The 16,377-nt window shown below is 64.2% G+C and carries 18 protein-coding genes and 1 pseudogene; 9 read left to right on the plus strand and 10 right to left on the minus strand.

Translation table 11 applies throughout. From position 1 onward, the window contains the following. Positions 1-187: pseudogene (locus NKH60_RS11920) on the minus strand (adenosine kinase); the annotation flags it as partial. Between the two features lie 212 nt (positions 188-399). On the opposite strand from NKH60_RS11920, the gene NKH60_RS11925 reads away from it, so the two are divergent. After that, a complete protein-coding gene (locus NKH60_RS11925) occupies positions 400-1,161 on the plus strand; it encodes a sulfate transporter family protein (protein WP_352469967.1) in 762 nt (253 codons plus the stop codon). On the opposite strand, the gene NKH60_RS11930 is transcribed toward NKH60_RS11925, so the two are convergent. The 4 genes from NKH60_RS11930 to NKH60_RS11945 form a co-directional block, all read right to left on the minus strand. Continuing rightward, on the minus strand, positions 1,092-2,090 hold the full coding sequence (locus tag NKH60_RS11930) for a proline racemase family protein (RefSeq protein ID WP_352469966.1): 999 nt from the start codon (positions 2,088-2,090) through the stop codon (positions 1,092-1,094). The genes NKH60_RS11925 and NKH60_RS11930 overlap by 70 nt on opposite strands. A gap of 14 nt (positions 2,091-2,104) precedes the next feature. Beyond that, positions 2,105-2,908, minus strand: coding sequence for an isocitrate lyase/PEP mutase family protein (locus NKH60_RS11935; protein WP_352469965.1), 804 nt, complete (start codon positions 2,906-2,908; stop codon positions 2,105-2,107). Positions 2,909-2,985: 77 nt separating this feature from the next. Further along, on the minus strand, positions 2,986-3,843 hold the full coding sequence (locus NKH60_RS11940; RefSeq protein WP_352614546.1) for a hypothetical protein: 858 nt from the start codon (positions 3,841-3,843) through the stop codon (positions 2,986-2,988). A gap of 75 nt (positions 3,844-3,918) precedes the next feature. Beyond that, the gene (locus tag NKH60_RS11945; RefSeq protein ID WP_352872187.1) at positions 3,919-4,071 is read right to left on the minus strand and encodes a hypothetical protein; all 153 of its coding nucleotides are present in this window, start codon (positions 4,069-4,071) and stop codon (positions 3,919-3,921) included. A 12-nt stretch (positions 4,072-4,083) separates the two neighbouring features. Here NKH60_RS11945 and NKH60_RS11950 point away from each other — a divergent pair, with 12 nt between their 5' ends. Next, positions 4,084-4,815, plus strand: coding sequence for a TetR/AcrR family transcriptional regulator (locus NKH60_RS11950; RefSeq protein ID WP_352872189.1), 732 nt, complete (start codon positions 4,084-4,086; stop codon positions 4,813-4,815). 33 nt (positions 4,816-4,848) lie between these two features. On the opposite strand, the gene NKH60_RS11955 is transcribed toward NKH60_RS11950, so the two are convergent. The 3 genes from NKH60_RS11955 to NKH60_RS11965 form a co-directional block, all read right to left on the minus strand. Then, positions 4,849-5,505 (minus strand): HAD family hydrolase, encoded by a 657-nt coding sequence (locus NKH60_RS11955; RefSeq protein ID WP_352614552.1) that lies wholly within the window; start codon positions 5,503-5,505, stop codon positions 4,849-4,851. Continuing rightward, complete coding sequence (gene dut, locus NKH60_RS11960) at positions 5,505-5,990, minus strand: dUTP diphosphatase (RefSeq protein ID WP_352448498.1); 486 nt, start codon at positions 5,988-5,990, stop codon at positions 5,505-5,507. Before dut ends, NKH60_RS11955 begins: the two co-directional genes overlap by 1 nt. Before the next feature lie 84 nt (positions 5,991-6,074). Next, a complete protein-coding gene (locus NKH60_RS11965; protein WP_023676368.1) occupies positions 6,075-6,545 on the minus strand; it encodes an Lrp/AsnC family transcriptional regulator in 471 nt (156 codons plus the stop codon). 115 nt (positions 6,546-6,660) lie between these two features. On the opposite strand from NKH60_RS11965, the gene NKH60_RS11970 reads away from it, so the two are divergent. Both NKH60_RS11970 and NKH60_RS11975 read left to right on the plus strand, forming a co-directional pair. Continuing rightward, positions 6,661-6,876, plus strand: a complete 216-nt coding sequence (locus NKH60_RS11970; protein ID WP_352469961.1) for a DUF6356 family protein — start codon at positions 6,661-6,663, stop codon at positions 6,874-6,876. A gap of 170 nt (positions 6,877-7,046) precedes the next feature. After that, positions 7,047-8,420, plus strand: coding sequence for an amidase (locus NKH60_RS11975; protein WP_352614557.1), 1,374 nt, complete (start codon positions 7,047-7,049; stop codon positions 8,418-8,420). Here the strand turns inward: NKH60_RS11975 and NKH60_RS11980 are convergent. After that, positions 8,414-9,490: an NAD(P)/FAD-dependent oxidoreductase gene (locus NKH60_RS11980; RefSeq protein WP_352469959.1), complete on the minus strand. Its 1,077-nt coding sequence runs from the start codon at positions 9,488-9,490 to the stop codon at positions 8,414-8,416. The two genes, NKH60_RS11975 and NKH60_RS11980, sit on opposite strands and share 7 nt — an antisense overlap. 118 nt (positions 9,491-9,608) lie before the next feature. Between NKH60_RS11980 and NKH60_RS11985 the strand changes: the two genes are divergently transcribed. The 4 genes from NKH60_RS11985 to NKH60_RS12000 all read left to right on the plus strand — a co-directional run bounded on the left by NKH60_RS11985 (position 9,609) and on the right by NKH60_RS12000 (position 13,492). Next, positions 9,609-10,208: a TetR/AcrR family transcriptional regulator gene (locus NKH60_RS11985; protein ID WP_352614617.1), complete on the plus strand. Its 600-nt coding sequence runs from the start codon at positions 9,609-9,611 to the stop codon at positions 10,206-10,208. After that, positions 10,205-11,131: a haloalkane dehalogenase gene (locus NKH60_RS11990; RefSeq protein WP_352614559.1), complete on the plus strand. Its 927-nt coding sequence runs from the start codon at positions 10,205-10,207 to the stop codon at positions 11,129-11,131. Before NKH60_RS11985 ends, NKH60_RS11990 begins: the two co-directional genes overlap by 4 nt. A gap of 319 nt (positions 11,132-11,450) precedes the next feature. Continuing rightward, positions 11,451-11,780 (plus strand): hypothetical protein, encoded by a 330-nt coding sequence (locus NKH60_RS11995; protein WP_352614561.1) that lies wholly within the window; start codon positions 11,451-11,453, stop codon positions 11,778-11,780. A gap of 113 nt (positions 11,781-11,893) precedes the next feature. Then, a complete protein-coding gene (locus NKH60_RS12000; protein ID WP_502898805.1) occupies positions 11,894-13,492 on the plus strand; it encodes a peptide chain release factor 3 in 1,599 nt (532 codons plus the stop codon). A gap of 173 nt (positions 13,493-13,665) precedes the next feature. On the opposite strand, the gene NKH60_RS12005 is transcribed toward NKH60_RS12000, so the two are convergent. Further along, positions 13,666-14,139, minus strand: coding sequence for a VOC family protein (locus NKH60_RS12005; protein WP_352540429.1), 474 nt, complete (start codon positions 14,137-14,139; stop codon positions 13,666-13,668). A gap of 290 nt (positions 14,140-14,429) precedes the next feature. Here NKH60_RS12005 and ilvD point away from each other — a divergent pair, with 290 nt between their 5' ends. Beyond that, positions 14,430-16,274, plus strand: coding sequence for a dihydroxy-acid dehydratase (gene ilvD, locus NKH60_RS12010; RefSeq protein ID WP_352614564.1), 1,845 nt, complete (start codon positions 14,430-14,432; stop codon positions 16,272-16,274). The last annotated feature ends 103 nt before the right edge of the window (positions 16,275-16,377 follow it).

Raw genomic sequence — 16,377 nt, forward strand, 5'->3', positions numbered from 1 at the left:
TGCCGGCGCTGCCGCCCGAGGCTTCAATGGCCGGGCCCATGCGGCTGTAGAGCAGTTCGGCGCGCCTCGTGTCGATCAAATTCATCGCGCCCTTGATGATGCCGTTGGTCTCCAGGAACGCCTCGTCGCACTGGGCGATGATGTCGACGATGGCATTCCCGATACAAAGCACGTCATAGTCCGGCATCAATTCATGTCTCCGCCAAAAACCCACCGGCTTTCTGCCACGCCGGGCGCGGGCGGGTCTAGCGGTTTGATGCGGCTTTGCCTAGGCCGCGAGTTATAAATCCGGGCAGAACGCAGATGCTTCGTATCGCGGTTTGCGCTTGTCTCGCGACCTGTCTCCGCCTATCCCGAAATATCGCCCATGGCCTCGTTTGACATGGAATTGGAAACGCCGTGATCCTCGACGCCGCCCGTGCCGCCTTGAGCCGGCTGTTCTCACCCGAATTCCGTTCCGTGTTCCTGAAGACGCTGGGGCTGACCTTGCTGGCGCTGGCGGCGCTTTGGTTCGGGATCAAGAGCCTGTTCGAATGGCTGGCCTGGCCGTGGATCGATGCATGGCTGCCCGCCCTACCCTCCTGGGCCGGTTGGCTGGGCGCCATCGTCGTCGGCATCGGCCTTGCGCTGGGCTTGGCGCTGCTCATCGCGCCGGTGACGGCGATCATCGCCGGCCTGTTCCTCGACGACGTCGCCGAAGTGGTCGAGCGCACGGATTATCCAAACGACCCGCCCGGCCGCGCCGTGCCGCCGTTGCGCTCGCTGGTGCTGGCGATCCGCTTCTTCGGCGTCGTCATCCTCGGCAATATCGTCGCCCTGCTGCTGCTGCTGGTGCCGGGCATCAACATCGCCGCCTTCTTCGTCGTTAACGGCTATCTGCTCGGGCGCGAGTTCTTCGAATTCGCCGCCATGCGCTTTCGCCCGGAGGCCGAGGCCAAGGCGCTGCGCAGAAAGCACTCGATCACCGTGTTCCTGGCCGGGCTGGTGGTCGCCGCTTTCCTCGCCGTGCCGCTGCTCAACCTTCTGACGCCACTGTTCGCCGCCGCCATGATGGTGCATCTGCACAAGGCGATCTCGGCACGGGAAGGGAGCTATCTCAGCAGAAAACCCCTGCCCAGTTCGTCGTCGTCCTCGACGATGAATTCGGCCCGCCCTGAGTAATAGGCGCGGCCGCCGACGCGGGCGATGATGGCGTCATGCGGCCCGGCTGTGGCCGTGCGTACGACGGCGCCGGAAAAGCGCGAGCCGGCGATGCTCTCGAACAGCCGCGTTCGGCCAATCTCGATCTGGCCCTTGGCGTGCATGACGGCCAACCGCGCGGTGACGCCGGAGCCAGTCGGCGAACGGTCGACCTCGGCCTCGGCGAAAACGCAGATGTTTTTGGTCGGCGTATCGGAGAACGCATCCTGTCCGTCGGTCAGGATGGTGCCGTAGAGAAAGGCGAGATCGGCATGGTCGGGATGCGACAGCGGCAATTCGGCCTTCAGCTTATCACTCAGCGCGGTCGCCGCATCGACGAAATCGCGCACGCGGTTCCTGCCGAATTCCAGCCCGAACTGGCGGCAGTCGGCCAGAGCATAGAAGGCGCCGCCATAGGCGACGTCGAAGCCGACCGGACCATAGCCCGGCAGCTCGATCCGCTGGTCGCCGGCGAACAGAAACGCCGGCACGCTTTCGAAGGACACCGCGCCGGCCTTGCCGTCCCTCACCTCGACCGCAGCCGAAATCAGCCCGCATGGCGCCTCGATATTGACGGTCGTCATCGGCTCGCGTGGCGCCACCAGCCGCTCGTCGACGGCGTAGCGGCCGAGCGCGACGATGGCGTGGCCGCACATCGTCGAATAGCCCTCATTGTGCATGAACAGCACCGCGAGGTCGGCGCCCGGCAGGTCGGGCTCGACCAGCAGCGCGCCATACATGTCGTAATGGCCGCGCGGCTCGAACATCAGGATCTTTCTGAGATGATCGAGATGGTCGCGCACATACGCACGCTTTTCGAGGATCGTGCCCTTGGGAATATCGGGGTAGCCGCCGGTGACGATCCGCAGCGGCTCGCCGCCGGTGTGCATGTCCACGACCGTGAGCGTCATTTGCCGGACCCGACCTAGGCGGAAGGTTTGGCAAATAGCGCCTGCAGCTTGCCGAACGGCATGGCGGCGCGGGTGAAGCCGAAGGTGCCATCCTGCTGGATCTCGCGCGCCGCGGTCTCCAGCATGCCGAAGGCGAAATTGGTCAGCCATGGGCCGAGCGAGACGCGCTTTACCCCCGCCATGGCCAGGTCGGCGATGGTGAAGCCGGGCCCGGCCATGACGTTGACCGGCTTGGTCAGCGCCGAGCAGACGGTTCGCACCATCTCGATGTCGCCCAGCCCCGGTGCATAGAGCACGTCGGCGCCGGCCTTCTCGAAGGCCTGCAGCCGCTTGATCGTATCGTCGAGGTCGGGCTTGCCCCACAGGAAATTCTCGGCCCGCGCGGTGAAGACGAAATCGCGTTTCAGTGCCCGTGCCGCTTCCGCCGCCGCCGCGACGCGCTCGACGGCATGCGCAAAATCATAGATCGGCTTGTCGGGCTCGCCGGTATGGTCCTCGATCGAGCAGCCGGCGAGGCCAGCCGCCTCGGCGGCGAAGATGGTCTCGCCGGCACTTGTCGCGCTGTCGCCCTTGCCCTTTTCGAGGTCCGCCGAAACCGGCAGCCCGGTCGCCGCTGACACTTCACGGCAATGATGGATCATCGCCTCGAACGTCACCGCGCCGTCCGGCAGGCCGCGCGAAAAGGCAAAGCCGGCGCTGGTCGTGGCCAGCGCCTTGAAGCCGAATGAGGCCAAGAGCTTGGTCGTGCCGACGTCCCAGGAATTGGCCATGACGAAGATCGAGGCATGCAGGTCGCGAAAAATCTTGCCCTTGTCCATGGATGCTCCCCTCCAGTGCAGAATGTGAGGCAAATTCTAGCCCGGCGGAAGGCGCCGGGCAAACAAATGCGGTTGGCTCAGAAGCGTTTGGCGTTGTCATCTGCCAATCGATCCAGCGCGTCGGAATCCTTGACGTAGCGCGAAGCATTTTTGTCCCAATGATAGGTGACGGAGATGTCGCGCGAAGACGCCTCTGGCGGCGGCTGGCCGTCGCAGCTTTCTTCTCCCGGCAGCGTCGCGTCGGTCACCGTGACCTTGATGGCTGCATAGGGCTGGCCGTCGGCGATCACCTGGAACGCCGCATTCTGTGTCCTCCTATGGGTGCAGAGGTTTTCGTCGAACGTATAGATCATGTCGATCAGCTCGAACCTGTCGTTGCGGACCATGATCAGCGGCGTGATCCCATAGCCCTGGCTCGAATTGAAATGCATGCTCATGCTGATGATGGCGTCATCGCCGGGCCCGATCGACAGCTTGCCCGGATCGCGAAAGTAGGTGCTGCGGTCGACGGCGACATTGACCGCGTCGAGCAAGGCCGGCTTGCCGGTGATGTCGTAGAGTGCCAGCACGGCATAACCCTCGGCGCTGTCAGGCGAGTCGCCGAGGTCGAGCAGCATCGCCAGCCGGTCCTTGCCGCCGGCCTTGATGCCGAGCACGTCGCCGCTGGAAAGACCCGACGTCGCCGGCGGCGAGCCGTCGTAGTCCGGTCCAGCGACGTGGCGCATCTCGATCGGCATCGAACCTCGGAAAAAACCGTTCTTGTCCGCGGTCAGATCGGGAATGACCATCCTGGCGAGATCGAGATAGGTGACATCGCCGTGGCCGGGGACAGCGCTGCCGAGCTCCGGGAAACTGACGGCCTCGGCGCTGGCCGCCATCCAAAGGCAAGGCAGCAGCAGGCAGGCAAAGATGAAACGAAGCAGGGAGAAGGTCATGCGCGCGCTCGTTATGTCGGGCGCGCGCAAGCTAGAGCATTTTGCGACCAAGAGGAAACACCTGGCGTTGCCTCACTATGTTGGCTTGGCTTGGCTCGCCAGGGTCTGCTGGAAAACCGGCACCAGCTGATCCATGGCGGCTGCGAGCCACGCGCCGAGTTCGTCGGGCAGAGTGTCGTGGATCCAGACCAGGCGGCTCCGGCCCTCGCCCTCGGCAAAGACCTGCATGAAGGTATTATCGTGGGTGACCTCGTCGCCGAGCCATCCCCACACGATCCGCCGGCTCTGCTCGTCGCGGGCGATGAGCCGCTCTCGCACAATCTTGCCGTCGGCGAAAGTAAGGGCCCGTACGTCGCCCTCATCCACCCGGCAGTCGACGAAAAACGCCTGGGGCTATCCGTTGGGCGCCGCCGGCGAAGTCGCCCACCGTCCCGTCGCATCCTCGATACGGCGACCGCACTGTTTTCTCTGGAGGGGGTCCGTGCAGTCGGGATCGACCGCATCATCGCCGAGGCCGGCGTTGCCAAGGCGACGTTCTATCATCACTTCGCGGCCAAGGACGACCTCGTCCGCGCCTATATCGAGGAGCTCAGCAAGGGAGGACGGGCGGCAATCGCGAGCCTTGGCCGGCGGCCACCTCGCCAGATGATCCTTGCCATATTCGATCTCATCGCCGACGCGGCGGATCAGCCGGGCTACCGCGGCTGCCCGTTTCAGAACGCCGCTGCTGAATATCCGGACCCCAGCAGCCCGGTTCGCCAGGCGATCGATCAGCATCGTCACTGGAAGTGGGGCACCCTCAGGGACTTGCTGATCGCCGACGCAGATCCCGATCCGGACCGCACCGCGGACGCGCTAACGGTGGCGGCCGACGGCCTCCTTGTCGTCAGTCATCTCGACAGGCCGGCCAATCTGCGCAGTCTCATACGCGACACGGTCGACCGAGTACTTGGGGCGCCGCGCCCGGTCTGAGATCGGGCGCGCATGCAGGCTGCGCAAAGGCGATCAGTGGATCGGCACCAGCCCGGCCAGTTCACGCATGTCGTCGAACAGGATGCCGCCGGCTTCGATCAGCCCGTCGCGGTCGGAAAGCGGGTCGCCGTGGTAGGAATAGACGCGCATGCCGGCGGCGATGCCGGCTGCCGTGCCGGCGACGCTGTCCTCGATGACGATGCAGTCGGCGGGTGCGAAGCCCATCGTCGCTGCCGCATGCAGGAAGAGGTCGGGGAACGGCTTACCGCGCGAGACCATGGTCGAGCTGAACAGCGCATGCTCGAACAGCGGCAGCAGCCCGGTCTGACCGAGCGTGATGTGCATTTTCGGTACCCGTGCCGACGAGGCGACGCAGGTGGCGATGCCGGCGGCGTGCACGGTTTCGATGAACTCGCGAACGTAGGGGATGGCCTCGACGCCATGCGCAAACAGGTCCGGCAGGCCGGCGTTCCAACGCTCGACGAAATCGGCGCCGAGGCTGACGCCGGTCGCCTCGACTTCCTTCTGCACCGAGACCATGCTGCGGCCGGAGAAATTCTTGCGGCAATATTCGAAGCTGGCCGGAAAGCCGGCCGCGGTCAGCCACTCGGCGAGGCGCCGATTGGCCAGGTTCTCGGTGTCGACCAGAACCCCGTCGCAATCGAAGATGACGAGCTTGGGTATTTTCATCAGGCCGTGCCGGTCGATCCGAAGCCGCCCGAGCCGCGCGCCGTACCGCCAGCCAATGTGCGCTCCTCGACGGTCGCCTGCGTCACCGGGGCGAAGACGATCTGGGCGATCCGCATGCCCCGCGTCACCGCGAAATCCTCGTCGCCGAGATTGATCAGCAGCACCTTGACCTCGCCGCGATAGTCACTGTCGATGGTGCCCGGCGTGTTGAGGCAGGTGAGCCCGTGCTTGAAGGCGAGGCCCGAACGCGGCCGGACCTGGCCTTCGACGCCCTCCGGAATTTCCAGGACCAGCCCGGTCGGCACCAGCGCGCGCTTTCCCGGCAGGATCAAAAGCGGCCTGTCGTCCGGGACGGCGGCGCGCAGGTCCATGCCGGCGGCGCCCGAGCTTTCATAGGCCGGAAGCGGCAAGCCCTCGCCATGCGGCAGCCTGACGAAGCCGACAGCCGGACCGATGACGGAGGTGGGATAAAGTGCTGCGCGCATGAGGCTGATCCTATCGTCGCGAACGCCGGCTCAGTCAACTCGGCGGCAATGCTATCAACGGCTTTCTTTCAGTGCGGTTCCGCCTCAGCGCAGTTCCATCGGAACGACCGTGGTCTCCTTGATCTCCTCCATGACGAAGGAGGCCGAAACGTCGGATAGTGCCACCTTGGCGATCAGCCGTTGATAGAGCCGGTCATACGCCTTCACATCGGCGACGCGGGCGCGCAGGACATAGTCGAGATCGCCGGACATGCGGTAAGCGCCGGTGATCTCGGCAAAGCCGGTCACCGCCGCCCGGAATCTTTGCAGCCAGTCGGGATCGTGGTTGGAGGTGCGGATCAGGATGAACACCGAAAGGCCGAGCCCAAGCTTGTCGGCATCGACCAGCGCCACCCGGCCGGTGATGACGCCGTCCTCCTCCAGCCGCTTCACCCGGCGCCAGCAGGCATTGCGCGACAGCGATATTCTTGCCGAGAGCTGGTCGACGGACAGCGTGCCGTCGCGTTGCAGCTCGGCCAGCAATCTCCGGTCTATTTCGTCTATTTCCGGCGCCATGTGGGATGTTTGTCCCAAAATTCAGCCTTTCACAAGGACAATTTGAGACCGATGAACCGAACACCCATGCCAGTATACTCATCGCCGGCTCTTCATGCCGGCAGGAGGGATCGACATGACCGCACGGCTCGCAAGACTTTTCACCTCTCACCCGGCCGCGGTCGGCGAGAGTTATTTCGGCCATATGGCTTTCGCCGCATGGTTCTCGTCGCGATTGTTCATGGCGGCCTTTGCCGCGCTCGTTCATGCTTTCTTGCCGTTTCTGTTCGAGACCACGGCAAGCGGCATCATCCGTGAGCTCTATGAGCGGACGCACAACAGAGGACGGTAAGCCGCAGAGGTACCGAGCGCAGCGAGGCCGCTGGACAGCGCCGACCCTCAACAGGCCCCGCAGCGCAATCCCGATCAAGCGCCGCCATCGTCGAATGCCGAGCCAGGCTTGTATCCACGCGCCAATCCGCCATTTTGAGGATCGCGGCGCGATAGCCCGGAGCATTCACCATGGATATCGTCTTTTCCTCGACCACCAAACTGGCCGCGGCCATCCGCGACCGTACGGTTTCCGCAATAGAGGTGCTGGACGAGCATCTGGCGCAGATCGACAGGCACAATAAGGCGGTCAATGCCGTCGTAACCCTCGATCGGGACGGTGCGCGGCAACGCGCCGTCAAAGCCGACGACGCGCAGGCGCGCGGCGAGGCTCTTGGGCCGCTGCATGGCGTGCCGTTCACACTGAAAGACACGCATGAAACCGCCGGCATGAGAACCACCGTCGGCTTCCCGGCCTTCGCCGACTATGCTCCGAGGGCAGACAGTCCGGTCGTTGCCCGGCTGAAGGCGGCAGGCGGCGTGCTGGTGGGCAAGACGAACGTGGCGACGATGCTCGGTGACTGGCAGTCTGACAATCCACTGTTCGGCCGCACCGGCAACCCCTGGAACCTCCAGCGCACCGCCGGCGGCTCCAGCGGCGGTGCGGCGGCGGCGCTCGGCACTGGTATGACGCCGTTCGAGGTCGGCACCGACATGCAGGATTCGATCCGGCTGCCGGCCGCCTTTTGTGGCGTCTACGGCCTCAAGCCGACCGAGCACCGCGTCTCGCTCGCCGGCGCCTTCCCCGACCCGGGCGGGGCGCCGCGCAGCGTGCGGCTGATGTCCTGCCTCGGACCGCTGGCGCGCAGCGTCGAGGACCTGGCACTGATCTACGGCCTCATTGCCGGGCCGGATGGAAGCGATACCGACCTTGCGCCGGTACCGGTCGAAACCATGCCGGAGCTGGATCTCAGAAATTTGCGCATTGCCGTCGCGCCGTCCTTTCCGGGCTTTCCGGTGGCCGGCGAGATCAGCGCGGCGGTCGAAAGTCTGGCAAAGGAGCTTCAGTCGGCAGGCGCCATCGTCGAGGATGCCAAATTGCCGGAGCTCGACCTGCACGACGACCTAGCACAAGGCGGTGCGCTGATCGGCATGATGCTGGAGGCGGCCCAGCCCAAACCACCGGAGAAGCCGACGCCGGTCTCGCGCTGGTTCGAGGCGCTCGCCCGCCGCGACAGCTCCATCCTGGCGTGGGAACGGTTCTTCGACGGCTGCGACGCCTTGCTGTGCCCGGTCGCCATGGCCACCGCCTTCCCGCATTGCGAGCCGGGAACGCCGATCGAGGTCGACGGCAAGACGCAAAGCTACTTGATGCTGCCGGCCTATGGCGCGGTGTTCAACTACAGCGGCCATCCGGCACTGTCGCTGCCCTGCGGACAAGATCGCGACGGCCTGCCCATCGGACTACAGCTTGTCGGCAAACGCTGGTCGGAGCGGCGCCTGCTCGGAATCGCCAGGGCAATCGAGCCGCTGGCCGGCGGCTTTCGCCGCCCGCCCGGCTATTGAGTAAACCGCGCCAGTCCGTAGGGATCAAGCAGCGGATCGCGCTCGCCGTCGAGGATTTCGCGGGCGGCGAACAGGGCGACGGCCGGCGCCAGCGTGATGCCGGAATGCATAACGGCGACATAGACGCCGCTCGTGCCTTCGGCGCGGCCTATGATCGGAAAGCCATCGACCGGCGTGGGCCGATAGCCAATGGTGTGGAAATCGAGTTCCAGCCCATCCGCGCCGCGCAGCATCGCCTTCATCGCCGCAAACAGCTCGCGGGCGGTGGCCGGGGCATCCATGCCGGGATCGGCGCCACCGAAATCCGAGCCGGCGATGACGCGGCCTTCCGCCGTCTGGCGCATATGCAGGCGGTCGCCGATCACCAGGCCGTTGAGCAGCTTTTCGTAGGGGCGCGAATGCACGATCAGGCCGGGCGGCGTTTCGATCGGCAGTTCTATCCCGGCTGTGGCAGCGATTGCCGGGGAGCCGGCTCCGGCCGCGATCACCACCTCGTCGGCAGCAATCCGCCCGCCGGATGTATCGACGCCGGCAATCCTGCCGTTGGCTTGCACCAGAGCGGTGACGGTCGTCCCGGCTACAATTCGCGCGCCGCGCCGTTCGGCGTCGGCCAGCAGTGCTTGCGTGGCGGCGACCGGCTCGGCAACGCCTTCCTCGGCGACATAAAGGGCGAAATCGGGAAGCTCGGTCAGATTGGGCTCGATGCGGGCCGCTCCGGCAAGGTCGACACGCTCGATGCCGTAGCCCCATGCGGAGTGCTCGGCCGCATAGGCTTCGAGTTCGGGACGTGGCAGGTCCCAGCACAGGCCGCCGCACCATTGCAACGGGATGCCGGGCACCTCGTTCGCCAGTCGCGTCCATTCGGCCATCGATCGAGTCCGTAGTCGGAAGTAAGGCTGCGGATTACCCCAGCTGGCATTGATCCAGGCAAAGGAATTCGGTGTCGCGACGCCGCCGGCGCCGCTGCCGGCAACGACCGTCACCTTTGCTCCAGCCCTGGTCAGGTGCCAGGCGATGGAGGCGCCGATGATACCGGCGCCGATGACGATCACTTCTTTCGCAGCTGTCATGCTTCACTCCTCGTTCCAACGCCACCACTGCGATGCCATTGCCCGTGGGTTCTGCCAAGAGCGAGCCGTATCAAATGTGCCTCTTGACTTTAATACGTACGTACGTATTTTACCTGGCATGGCTAGACATTCACTTCGCGAAAAACTTCTCGACGCCGGTTTCAAAACCATCTGGAGCTCCGGCTATTCGGCCGCCGGCGTACGCGACATCGTCGCCGCGGCCGATGCCCGTCCGGGGTCCTTCACCAATCATTTTGCCTCCAAGGAGGCGTTCACCGGCGAGGTGCTGGACCGCTATTTCGCCTATGTGAGCGGTTTGGCGGAGCAGGCCCTTGCCCGGGACGGCACACCCCCGGTCGGGCGCTTGCGCCGCTATCTCGAAATCATCACGTCGAAGCTGGAGGCGCATGATTGGGCACGGGGCTGCATGATCGGCAATCTCAGCCTCGAGACGGCGGCTCACAGTGAGGCGCTGAGGCTGCAACTCGTCGCCATCTTCGAACGCTGGCGCAAGCCCTTTGCCGAATGCATCGCCGAGGGCCAGGCGGCTGGCGACATCACCGACGCGTTCGATGCCGAGGACCTCGCCGATTTCCTGTTGAGTTCCTGGCAAGGCGCGATGCTGCGCATGAAGGTGGAGCGCAGTCCCGAACCGCTCGAGCGTTTCAAGAATATCGTCTTCAAAACAGTCTTCGTAAAAAAGGAGCTGATCCGATGAACCCGAAACTCGAAAAGCAGCAATCCCGCACAACGGTGCCGCGCTCGGAAGTCGCGGTACTCGATTCCACCATCTCCTATGTCGAGGCAGGTACTGCCGGTCCGACGGTGCTATTCCTGCACGGCAACCCGACGTCGTCCTACATCTGGCGCGACATCATCCCGCATGTGGCGCCGTTCGGCCGCTGCATTGCGCCCGACCTGATCGGCTATGGCCAATCCGGCAAGCCGGACATCGACTATCGCTTCTTCGACCACGTCCGCTATCTCGACGCCTTCATCGAGACGCTTGGCATCAGTGACGTGGTGGTCGTCGCGCAGGACTGGGGCACCGCGCTCGCCTTCCATCTCGCGGCCCGGCGGCCGCAGCGGATCCTCGGCCTCGCCTTCATGGAATTCATCCGCCCCTTCGAGAGTTGGGACGATTTTCACCAGCGTCCGCAGGCGCGCGAATTGTTCAAGGCAATGCGCACGCCTGGCGTCGGTGAGAAGCTTGTCCTGGAAGACAACGTCTTCGTCGAAAAGGTGCTTCCGGCTGCGGTGCTGCGCACGATGAGCGATGAGGAAATGGCCTCCTACCGGGCACCGTTCCCGACGCCCCAATCGCGCAAGCCGATCCTGCGGCTGCCGCGCGACCTGCCGATTGAAGGCCAGCCCGCCGATGTCGCTGCCATCAGCGAGCACGACCATCGGGCGCTCCGGCTCTCCTCCTACCCGAAGCTGCTTTTCTCAGGCGATCCGGGGGCCCTCGTCTCGCCGCATGCGGCACGGGAATTCGCGGCCGGCCTGAAGAACTGCCGGTTGATCGATCTCGGACCCGGCGCGCATTATCTACAGGAGGACCATGCCGGCAGGATCGGCGCCACAATTGCCGAGTGGATTCCGGAGGTGGCCTTCGAGAGCCATGCGGCCGAACCGGCCTGATGTCGGGACGTGAACCGGCGGCGGCTGCAGCCGGAAAGGTTGACAAGCACTGCACTCAGGTTCCAGGCGATGGAAGCGCCGATGAAGAGGATGTCTTTGCTCACGGCCCTCCACCTTTAAACGGCAGGACTTCATACCCTCCCGCCGTCGTGATACATGCACACCTTTGGTGCGTCGTGGTGTTCCGTTCTCGAAACGGTCGATGACATCGTCTTTGCGAGAAAGCTTTCCGCTGTTGAGTTCCCGACCAGAGATCATGTCCCCGCCACAAAGGGCTCGTTTGCGCCGCTGGACGCGAGGTCTGGCTCTTGGCACTGCCATGGTCATGATCGTCTATGCCGTCTTCTTCGGCCCACTGCCGTTCATTCGATCGTGGTGGCAAGTCGGTGACTACAGCTGGCATGATCCCTTGCATAAACGCCATCGCATCGCCGACAGCCTGGTGCTGACCGGGTGGTTGGTTGGGAAATCGCGGGCAGAAGTCCTTGCGGCGCTCGGCGCGCCGCCTGAGACCGACAAGTTTTCCGATTGGAGCCTGGTCTATGTCCTTGGCCCGGAAAGGGGATTGCTTTCGATCGACTATGAATGGCTCGCCATCCGCACTGATAGTGCCGGTTCGGTCACTGAAGCGGCTGTGATCCGTGACTGAACTCGCGGCCCGCAGTGACATTTGCATCATCTGGCATTGAGGGCGAAGGGTGGTGTTTCCGTTCGACAGGCCGGAAAAGCGCTGCTAGAAGCCCGCGCCACAGACAGGATTCCATGAAATTGGCTGAAGACATCGAACAAGCGGTATCGCGCCGCCGCACTTTCGCGATCATTGCCCACCCCGACGCCGGCAAGACGACGCTCACCGAAAAACTGCTTTTGTTCGGCGGCGCCATCCAGCTTGCCGGCGAGGTCAAGGCCAAGAAGGACCGCATCCAGACCCGCTCGGACTGGATGAAGATCGAACGCGAGCGCGGCATTTCGGTGGTCACCTCGGTGATGACCTTCGAATACGAGGACACCGTCTTCAACCTGCTCGACACGCCCGGCCACGAGGATTTCGCCGACGACACCTATCGCACGCTGTCGGCGGTCGACAGCGCGGTCATGGTGATCGACGCCGCCAAGGGCATCGAGCCGCGCACGCTGAAACTGTTCGAGGTCTGCCGGCTGCGCGACATCCCGATCATCACCTTCGTCAACAAAATGGACCGCGAAAGCCGAGACCCGTTCGACATCCTCGATGAAATCGAGCAGAAGCTGGCACTGGATACAGCGCCGATCACCTGGCCGATCGGCCGCGGCAAGACCTTTTCCGGGACCTACCATCTGGCGCTGAACGCGGTGCGCAAGGGCGACGCCGAAAAGGAGCGCACGCCGGTCAATGGACCCGATTCCAACCGCGTCGCCGGCCTGTTGCCGGAGAACGAGCGCGAGGCCTTCATCGAGGAGCTGGAGCTGGCGCGCGCGGCCTGTCGACCGCTCGACCTCGATGCCTTCCGCGAGGGCCATTTGACGCCGGTCTATTTCGGTTCGGCGCTGCGCAATTACGGCGTGCGCGACCTGATCGAGGCACTCGGCGCCTACGGGCCGCCGCCGCGCGCGCAGGAGGCCGACAGCCGCAAGGTCGAGGCGACCGAGGACAAGATGACCTCCTTCGTCTTCAAGATCCAGGCCAATATGGACCCCAACCATCGCGACCGCATCGCTTTCGTCCGCGTCTGCTCCGGCAAGCTCGAGCGCGGCATGAAGGCCAAGCTGGTGCGCACGGGAAAACCGATGAGCCTGTCGGCACCGCAATTCTTCTTCGCCCGCACCCGCGTCACGGCCGACGAGGCGTTCGCCGGCGATGTCGTCGGCATCCCCAACCACGGCACGCTGCGCATCGGCGACACGCTGACCGAAGGCGAGGAGATCCTGTTTCGCGGTGTGCCGAATTTCGCGCCTGAAATCCTGCGCCGCGTTCGCCTCGGCGATGCCATGAAAGCCAAGAAGCTCAAGGAAGCACTGCACCAGATGGCCGAGGAAGGCGTCGTGCAATTGTTCTCGCCGGAGGACGGCTCGCCAGCCATCGTCGGCGTCGTCGGCGCCCTGCAGCTCGACGTCTTGAAGGAGCGGCTAAACTTCGAATACACACTGCCGGTCGATTTCGAGATGTCGCGCTTTTCCGTCTGCCGCTGGATATCGGCCGACGATAAGGCCGAACTCCAGCGCTTCATCGAGGCGCATCGCGGCGACATCGCGCGCGATCTCGACAACGATCCGGTGTTCCTCGCCCAGCACGCCTTCTCGCTCAACTACGAGGCCGAGCGCTGGAAGGCGATCCGCTTCACCGCGGTCAAGGATTATCAGGTCCGCGACAGGGCGGCTTGAGCTGTTGGTTTTCCCTTCTCCCCTTGTGGGAGAAGGTGTCGCCGAAGGCGACGGATGAGGGGTGTTCCAGAAAACACCAACGTCTCATTCCGTCCCACACCCCTCAACCGTCTCGGCGCTTCGCGCCGATCCACCTTCTCCCACAGGGGGGAGAAGGCAAGATCGCGTTCCATTCACCCCTTGGCTGCCTCTTCGATCTTGGCGATGTCGATCTTGCTCATCTGCATCATCGCCTGCATCACGCGGCCGGCCTTTTCCCTGTCGGCGTCCAGCAGCAGCCTGGGCAGCTGCTCGGGAACGACCTGCCAGGAGAGGCCGAATTTGTCCTTCAGCCAGCTGCACTGGCTGGGCTGGCCACCGCCCGCGATGAGCCTGTCCCAGAAATAGTCGACCTCTTCCTGCGTCTTGCAGTCGATGGAGAGCGAGACCGCCTCGGTGAACTTGAATTGCGGCCCGCCGTTCAGCGCCTGGAACTGAACGCCGTCGAGCTCGAATGAGACCATCAGCACCTTGCCCTCATTATCGCCGCTGCCCTTGGGCCAGCGCATCACGCTCAGCACCTTCGAATTCTTGAAGATGGAGACATAATGGTTCATGGCCTCCTCGGCCTGATCGTTGAACCACAGGCAGGGGGTGATCTTTTGCATTCTCTTGCTCCTCGGGCTGGTTTTGGCTTTGTTTTCACTCGCAAAACGGCTGGCTGGCAATTGATGCCCGGTTCCGCCGTCTGCCCAAGGACGCTCGAACGAGACCCGATCCGACAGCACCTCTGACTTTTTTACGGTCTGGGCCGGCTGCGTCTTTGGCTGGCCGCTCGTTCCGCACCCTGGCGCAGCGCAAAATTGTGGCCAGACCAGAGTGTGCCGTCTATAAGGCCTGCGGCTCAATTCCGGTTTTCCGCACCTTTGGGCGCGACGCAGACAGCAAGGACAGTTCAATGCCCGCCTACCGTTCCCGCACCACCACCCATGGCCGCAACATGGCCGGCGCCCGCGGCCTGTGGCGCGCTACCGGCATGAAGGATTCGGATTTCGGCAAGCCGATCATTGCCGTGGTCAATTCCTTCACCCAATTCGTGCCGGGCCATGTCCATTTGAAGGATCTCGGCCAGCTGGTTGCCCGCGAGATCGAAAAAGCCGGCGGCGTCGCCAAGGAGTTCAACACCATTGCCGTCGATGACGGCATCGCCATGGGCCATGACGGCATGCTCTATTCGCTGCCGTCGCGCGAATTGATCGCCGACTCGGTCGAATACATGGTCAACGCGCACTGCGCCGACGCGATGGTCTGCATCTCGAATTGCGACAAGATCACGCCCGGCATGCTGATGGCGTCGCTGCGCCTCAACATCCCGACCGTCTTCGTCTCCGGCGGGCCGATGGAGGCCGGCAAGGTGGTGCTCGCCGGCAAGACCCAGGCGCTTGACCTGGTCGACGCCATGGTCGCAGCCGCCGACGACAAGGTGTCCGACGAGGACGTCAGGATCATCGAGCGCTCGGCCTGTCCGACCTGTGGCTCCTGCTCCGGCATGTTCACCGCCAATTCGATGAACTGCCTGACCGAGGCGCTCGGCCTCTCGCTGCCCGGCAACGGCTCGACGTTGGCCACGCACGCCGACCGCAAGCGGCTGTTTGTCGAGGCCGGTCATCTGATCGTCGATCTCGCCCAGCGCTATTACGAGCAGGACGATGACACCGCGCTGCCGCGCAGCATCGCCTCGAAGGGCGCCTTCGAGAATGCCATGACGCTCGACATCGCCATGGGCGGCTCGACCAACACGGTCCTGCACATCCTCGCCGCGGCACATGAGGGCGAGGTCGACTTCACCATGGAGGACATCGACCGGCTGTCGCGGCGGGTGCCGGTGCTGTGCAAGGTGGCTCCGGCCAAGGCTGACGTCCACATGGAGGATGTCCATCGCGCCGGCGGCATCATGGCCATCCTCGGCCAGTTGGATAGCGCCGGGCTGATCAACCGCGACCTGCCGACGGTGCACACCGCAAGCCTCGGCGAAGCGCTCGATCATTGGGACATTTCGCGCACCACCAGCCAGAATGTCCGGGATTTCTTCCTGGCGGCACCCGGCGGCGTGCCGACGCAAGTCGCGTTCAGCCAAGACCGCCGCTGGGACGATCTCGATCTCGACCGCGAGAAGGGCGTCATCCGCTCGGCCGAACATCCTTTCTCCAGGGATGGCGGCCTTGCCGTGCTGAAAGGCAATCTGGCAATCGATGGCTGCATCGTGAAGACGGCGGGCGTCGATGAATCGATCCTGAAATTCACCGGTCCGGCAAGAGTGTTCGAAAGCCAGGACGCCAGCGTCAAGGCGATCCTGTCGAACGAGATCAAGGCCGGCGATGTCGTCGTCATCCGCTATGAAGGGCCACGCGGCGGACCCGGCATGCAGGAAATGCTCTACCCGACCAGCTATTTGAAGTCGAAAGGTCTCGGCAAAGCCTGCGCACTGATCACCGACGGTCGTTTTTCCGGCGGCACCTCCGGCCTGTCGATCGGCCATGTCTCGCCGGAAGCCGCGGAAGGCGGTCTGATCGGGCTGGTCAGGGAAGGCGACACGATCGAGATCGATATCCCCAACCGCACCATCAGGCTTGCTGTCGACGACGCCGAACTCATCGCCCGTCGCGCCGCGATGGAGGCCAGGGGAACGGCTGCCTGGAAGCCCGAAGAAAAGCGCAAGCGCAAGGTGACGACGGCCTTGCGCGCCTATGCGGCGATGGCGACAAGTGCCGCCAAGGGGGCGGTGCGGTACGTGCCGGAATAGAGGCTTTTCCTTCTCCCTTTGTGGGAGAAGGTGGATTGGCGCGCAACGCCAAGACGGTTGAGGGGTGCTGGACGGAGTGGCGCCGGCGGCAAGCTGGAACACC

This window comes from Mesorhizobium sp. M1006, from assembly GCF_040318825.1.
Lineage (GTDB): Bacteria > Pseudomonadota > Alphaproteobacteria > Rhizobiales > Rhizobiaceae > Mesorhizobium.

What these genes read in the sequence shown, in the direction of transcription:
- NKH60_RS11985 (WP_352614617.1), top strand. Translation starts at nt 9,609, where the DNA reads ATGGCTAGACATTCACTTCGCGAAAAACTTCTCGACGCCGGTTTCAAA.
- NKH60_RS11945 (WP_352872187.1), bottom strand. Translation starts at nt 4,071, where the DNA reads ATGCAGGTCTTTGCCGAGGGCGAGGGCCGGAGCCGCCTGGTCTGGATC.
- NKH60_RS11940 (WP_352614546.1), bottom strand. Translation starts at nt 3,843, where the DNA reads ATGACCTTCTCCCTGCTTCGTTTCATCTTTGCCTGCCTGCTGCTGCCT.
- NKH60_RS11975 (WP_352614557.1), top strand. Translation starts at nt 7,047, where the DNA reads ATGGATATCGTCTTTTCCTCGACCACCAAACTGGCCGCGGCCATCCGC.
- NKH60_RS11930 (WP_352469966.1), bottom strand. Translation starts at nt 2,090, where the DNA reads ATGACGCTCACGGTCGTGGACATGCACACCGGCGGCGAGCCGCTGCGG.
- NKH60_RS11995 (WP_352614561.1), top strand. Translation starts at nt 11,451, where the DNA reads ATGGTCATGATCGTCTATGCCGTCTTCTTCGGCCCACTGCCGTTCATT.
- dut (WP_352448498.1), bottom strand. Translation starts at nt 5,990, where the DNA reads ATGCGCGCAGCACTTTATCCCACCTCCGTCATCGGTCCGGCTGTCGGC.
- NKH60_RS11965 (WP_023676368.1), bottom strand. Translation starts at nt 6,545, where the DNA reads ATGGCGCCGGAAATAGACGAAATAGACCGGAGATTGCTGGCCGAGCTG.
- NKH60_RS11935 (WP_352469965.1), bottom strand. Translation starts at nt 2,908, where the DNA reads ATGGACAAGGGCAAGATTTTTCGCGACCTGCATGCCTCGATCTTCGTC.
- NKH60_RS12005 (WP_352540429.1), bottom strand. Translation starts at nt 14,139, where the DNA reads ATGCAAAAGATCACCCCCTGCCTGTGGTTCAACGATCAGGCCGAGGAG.
- NKH60_RS11990 (WP_352614559.1), top strand. Translation starts at nt 10,205, where the DNA reads ATGAACCCGAAACTCGAAAAGCAGCAATCCCGCACAACGGTGCCGCGC.
- NKH60_RS12000 (WP_502898805.1), top strand. Translation starts at nt 11,894, where the DNA reads ATGAAATTGGCTGAAGACATCGAACAAGCGGTATCGCGCCGCCGCACT.
- NKH60_RS11970 (WP_352469961.1), top strand. Translation starts at nt 6,661, where the DNA reads ATGACCGCACGGCTCGCAAGACTTTTCACCTCTCACCCGGCCGCGGTC.
- NKH60_RS11980 (WP_352469959.1), bottom strand. Translation starts at nt 9,490, where the DNA reads ATGACAGCTGCGAAAGAAGTGATCGTCATCGGCGCCGGTATCATCGGC.
- ilvD (WP_352614564.1), top strand. Translation starts at nt 14,430, where the DNA reads ATGCCCGCCTACCGTTCCCGCACCACCACCCATGGCCGCAACATGGCC.
- NKH60_RS11955 (WP_352614552.1), bottom strand. Translation starts at nt 5,505, where the DNA reads ATGAAAATACCCAAGCTCGTCATCTTCGATTGCGACGGGGTTCTGGTC.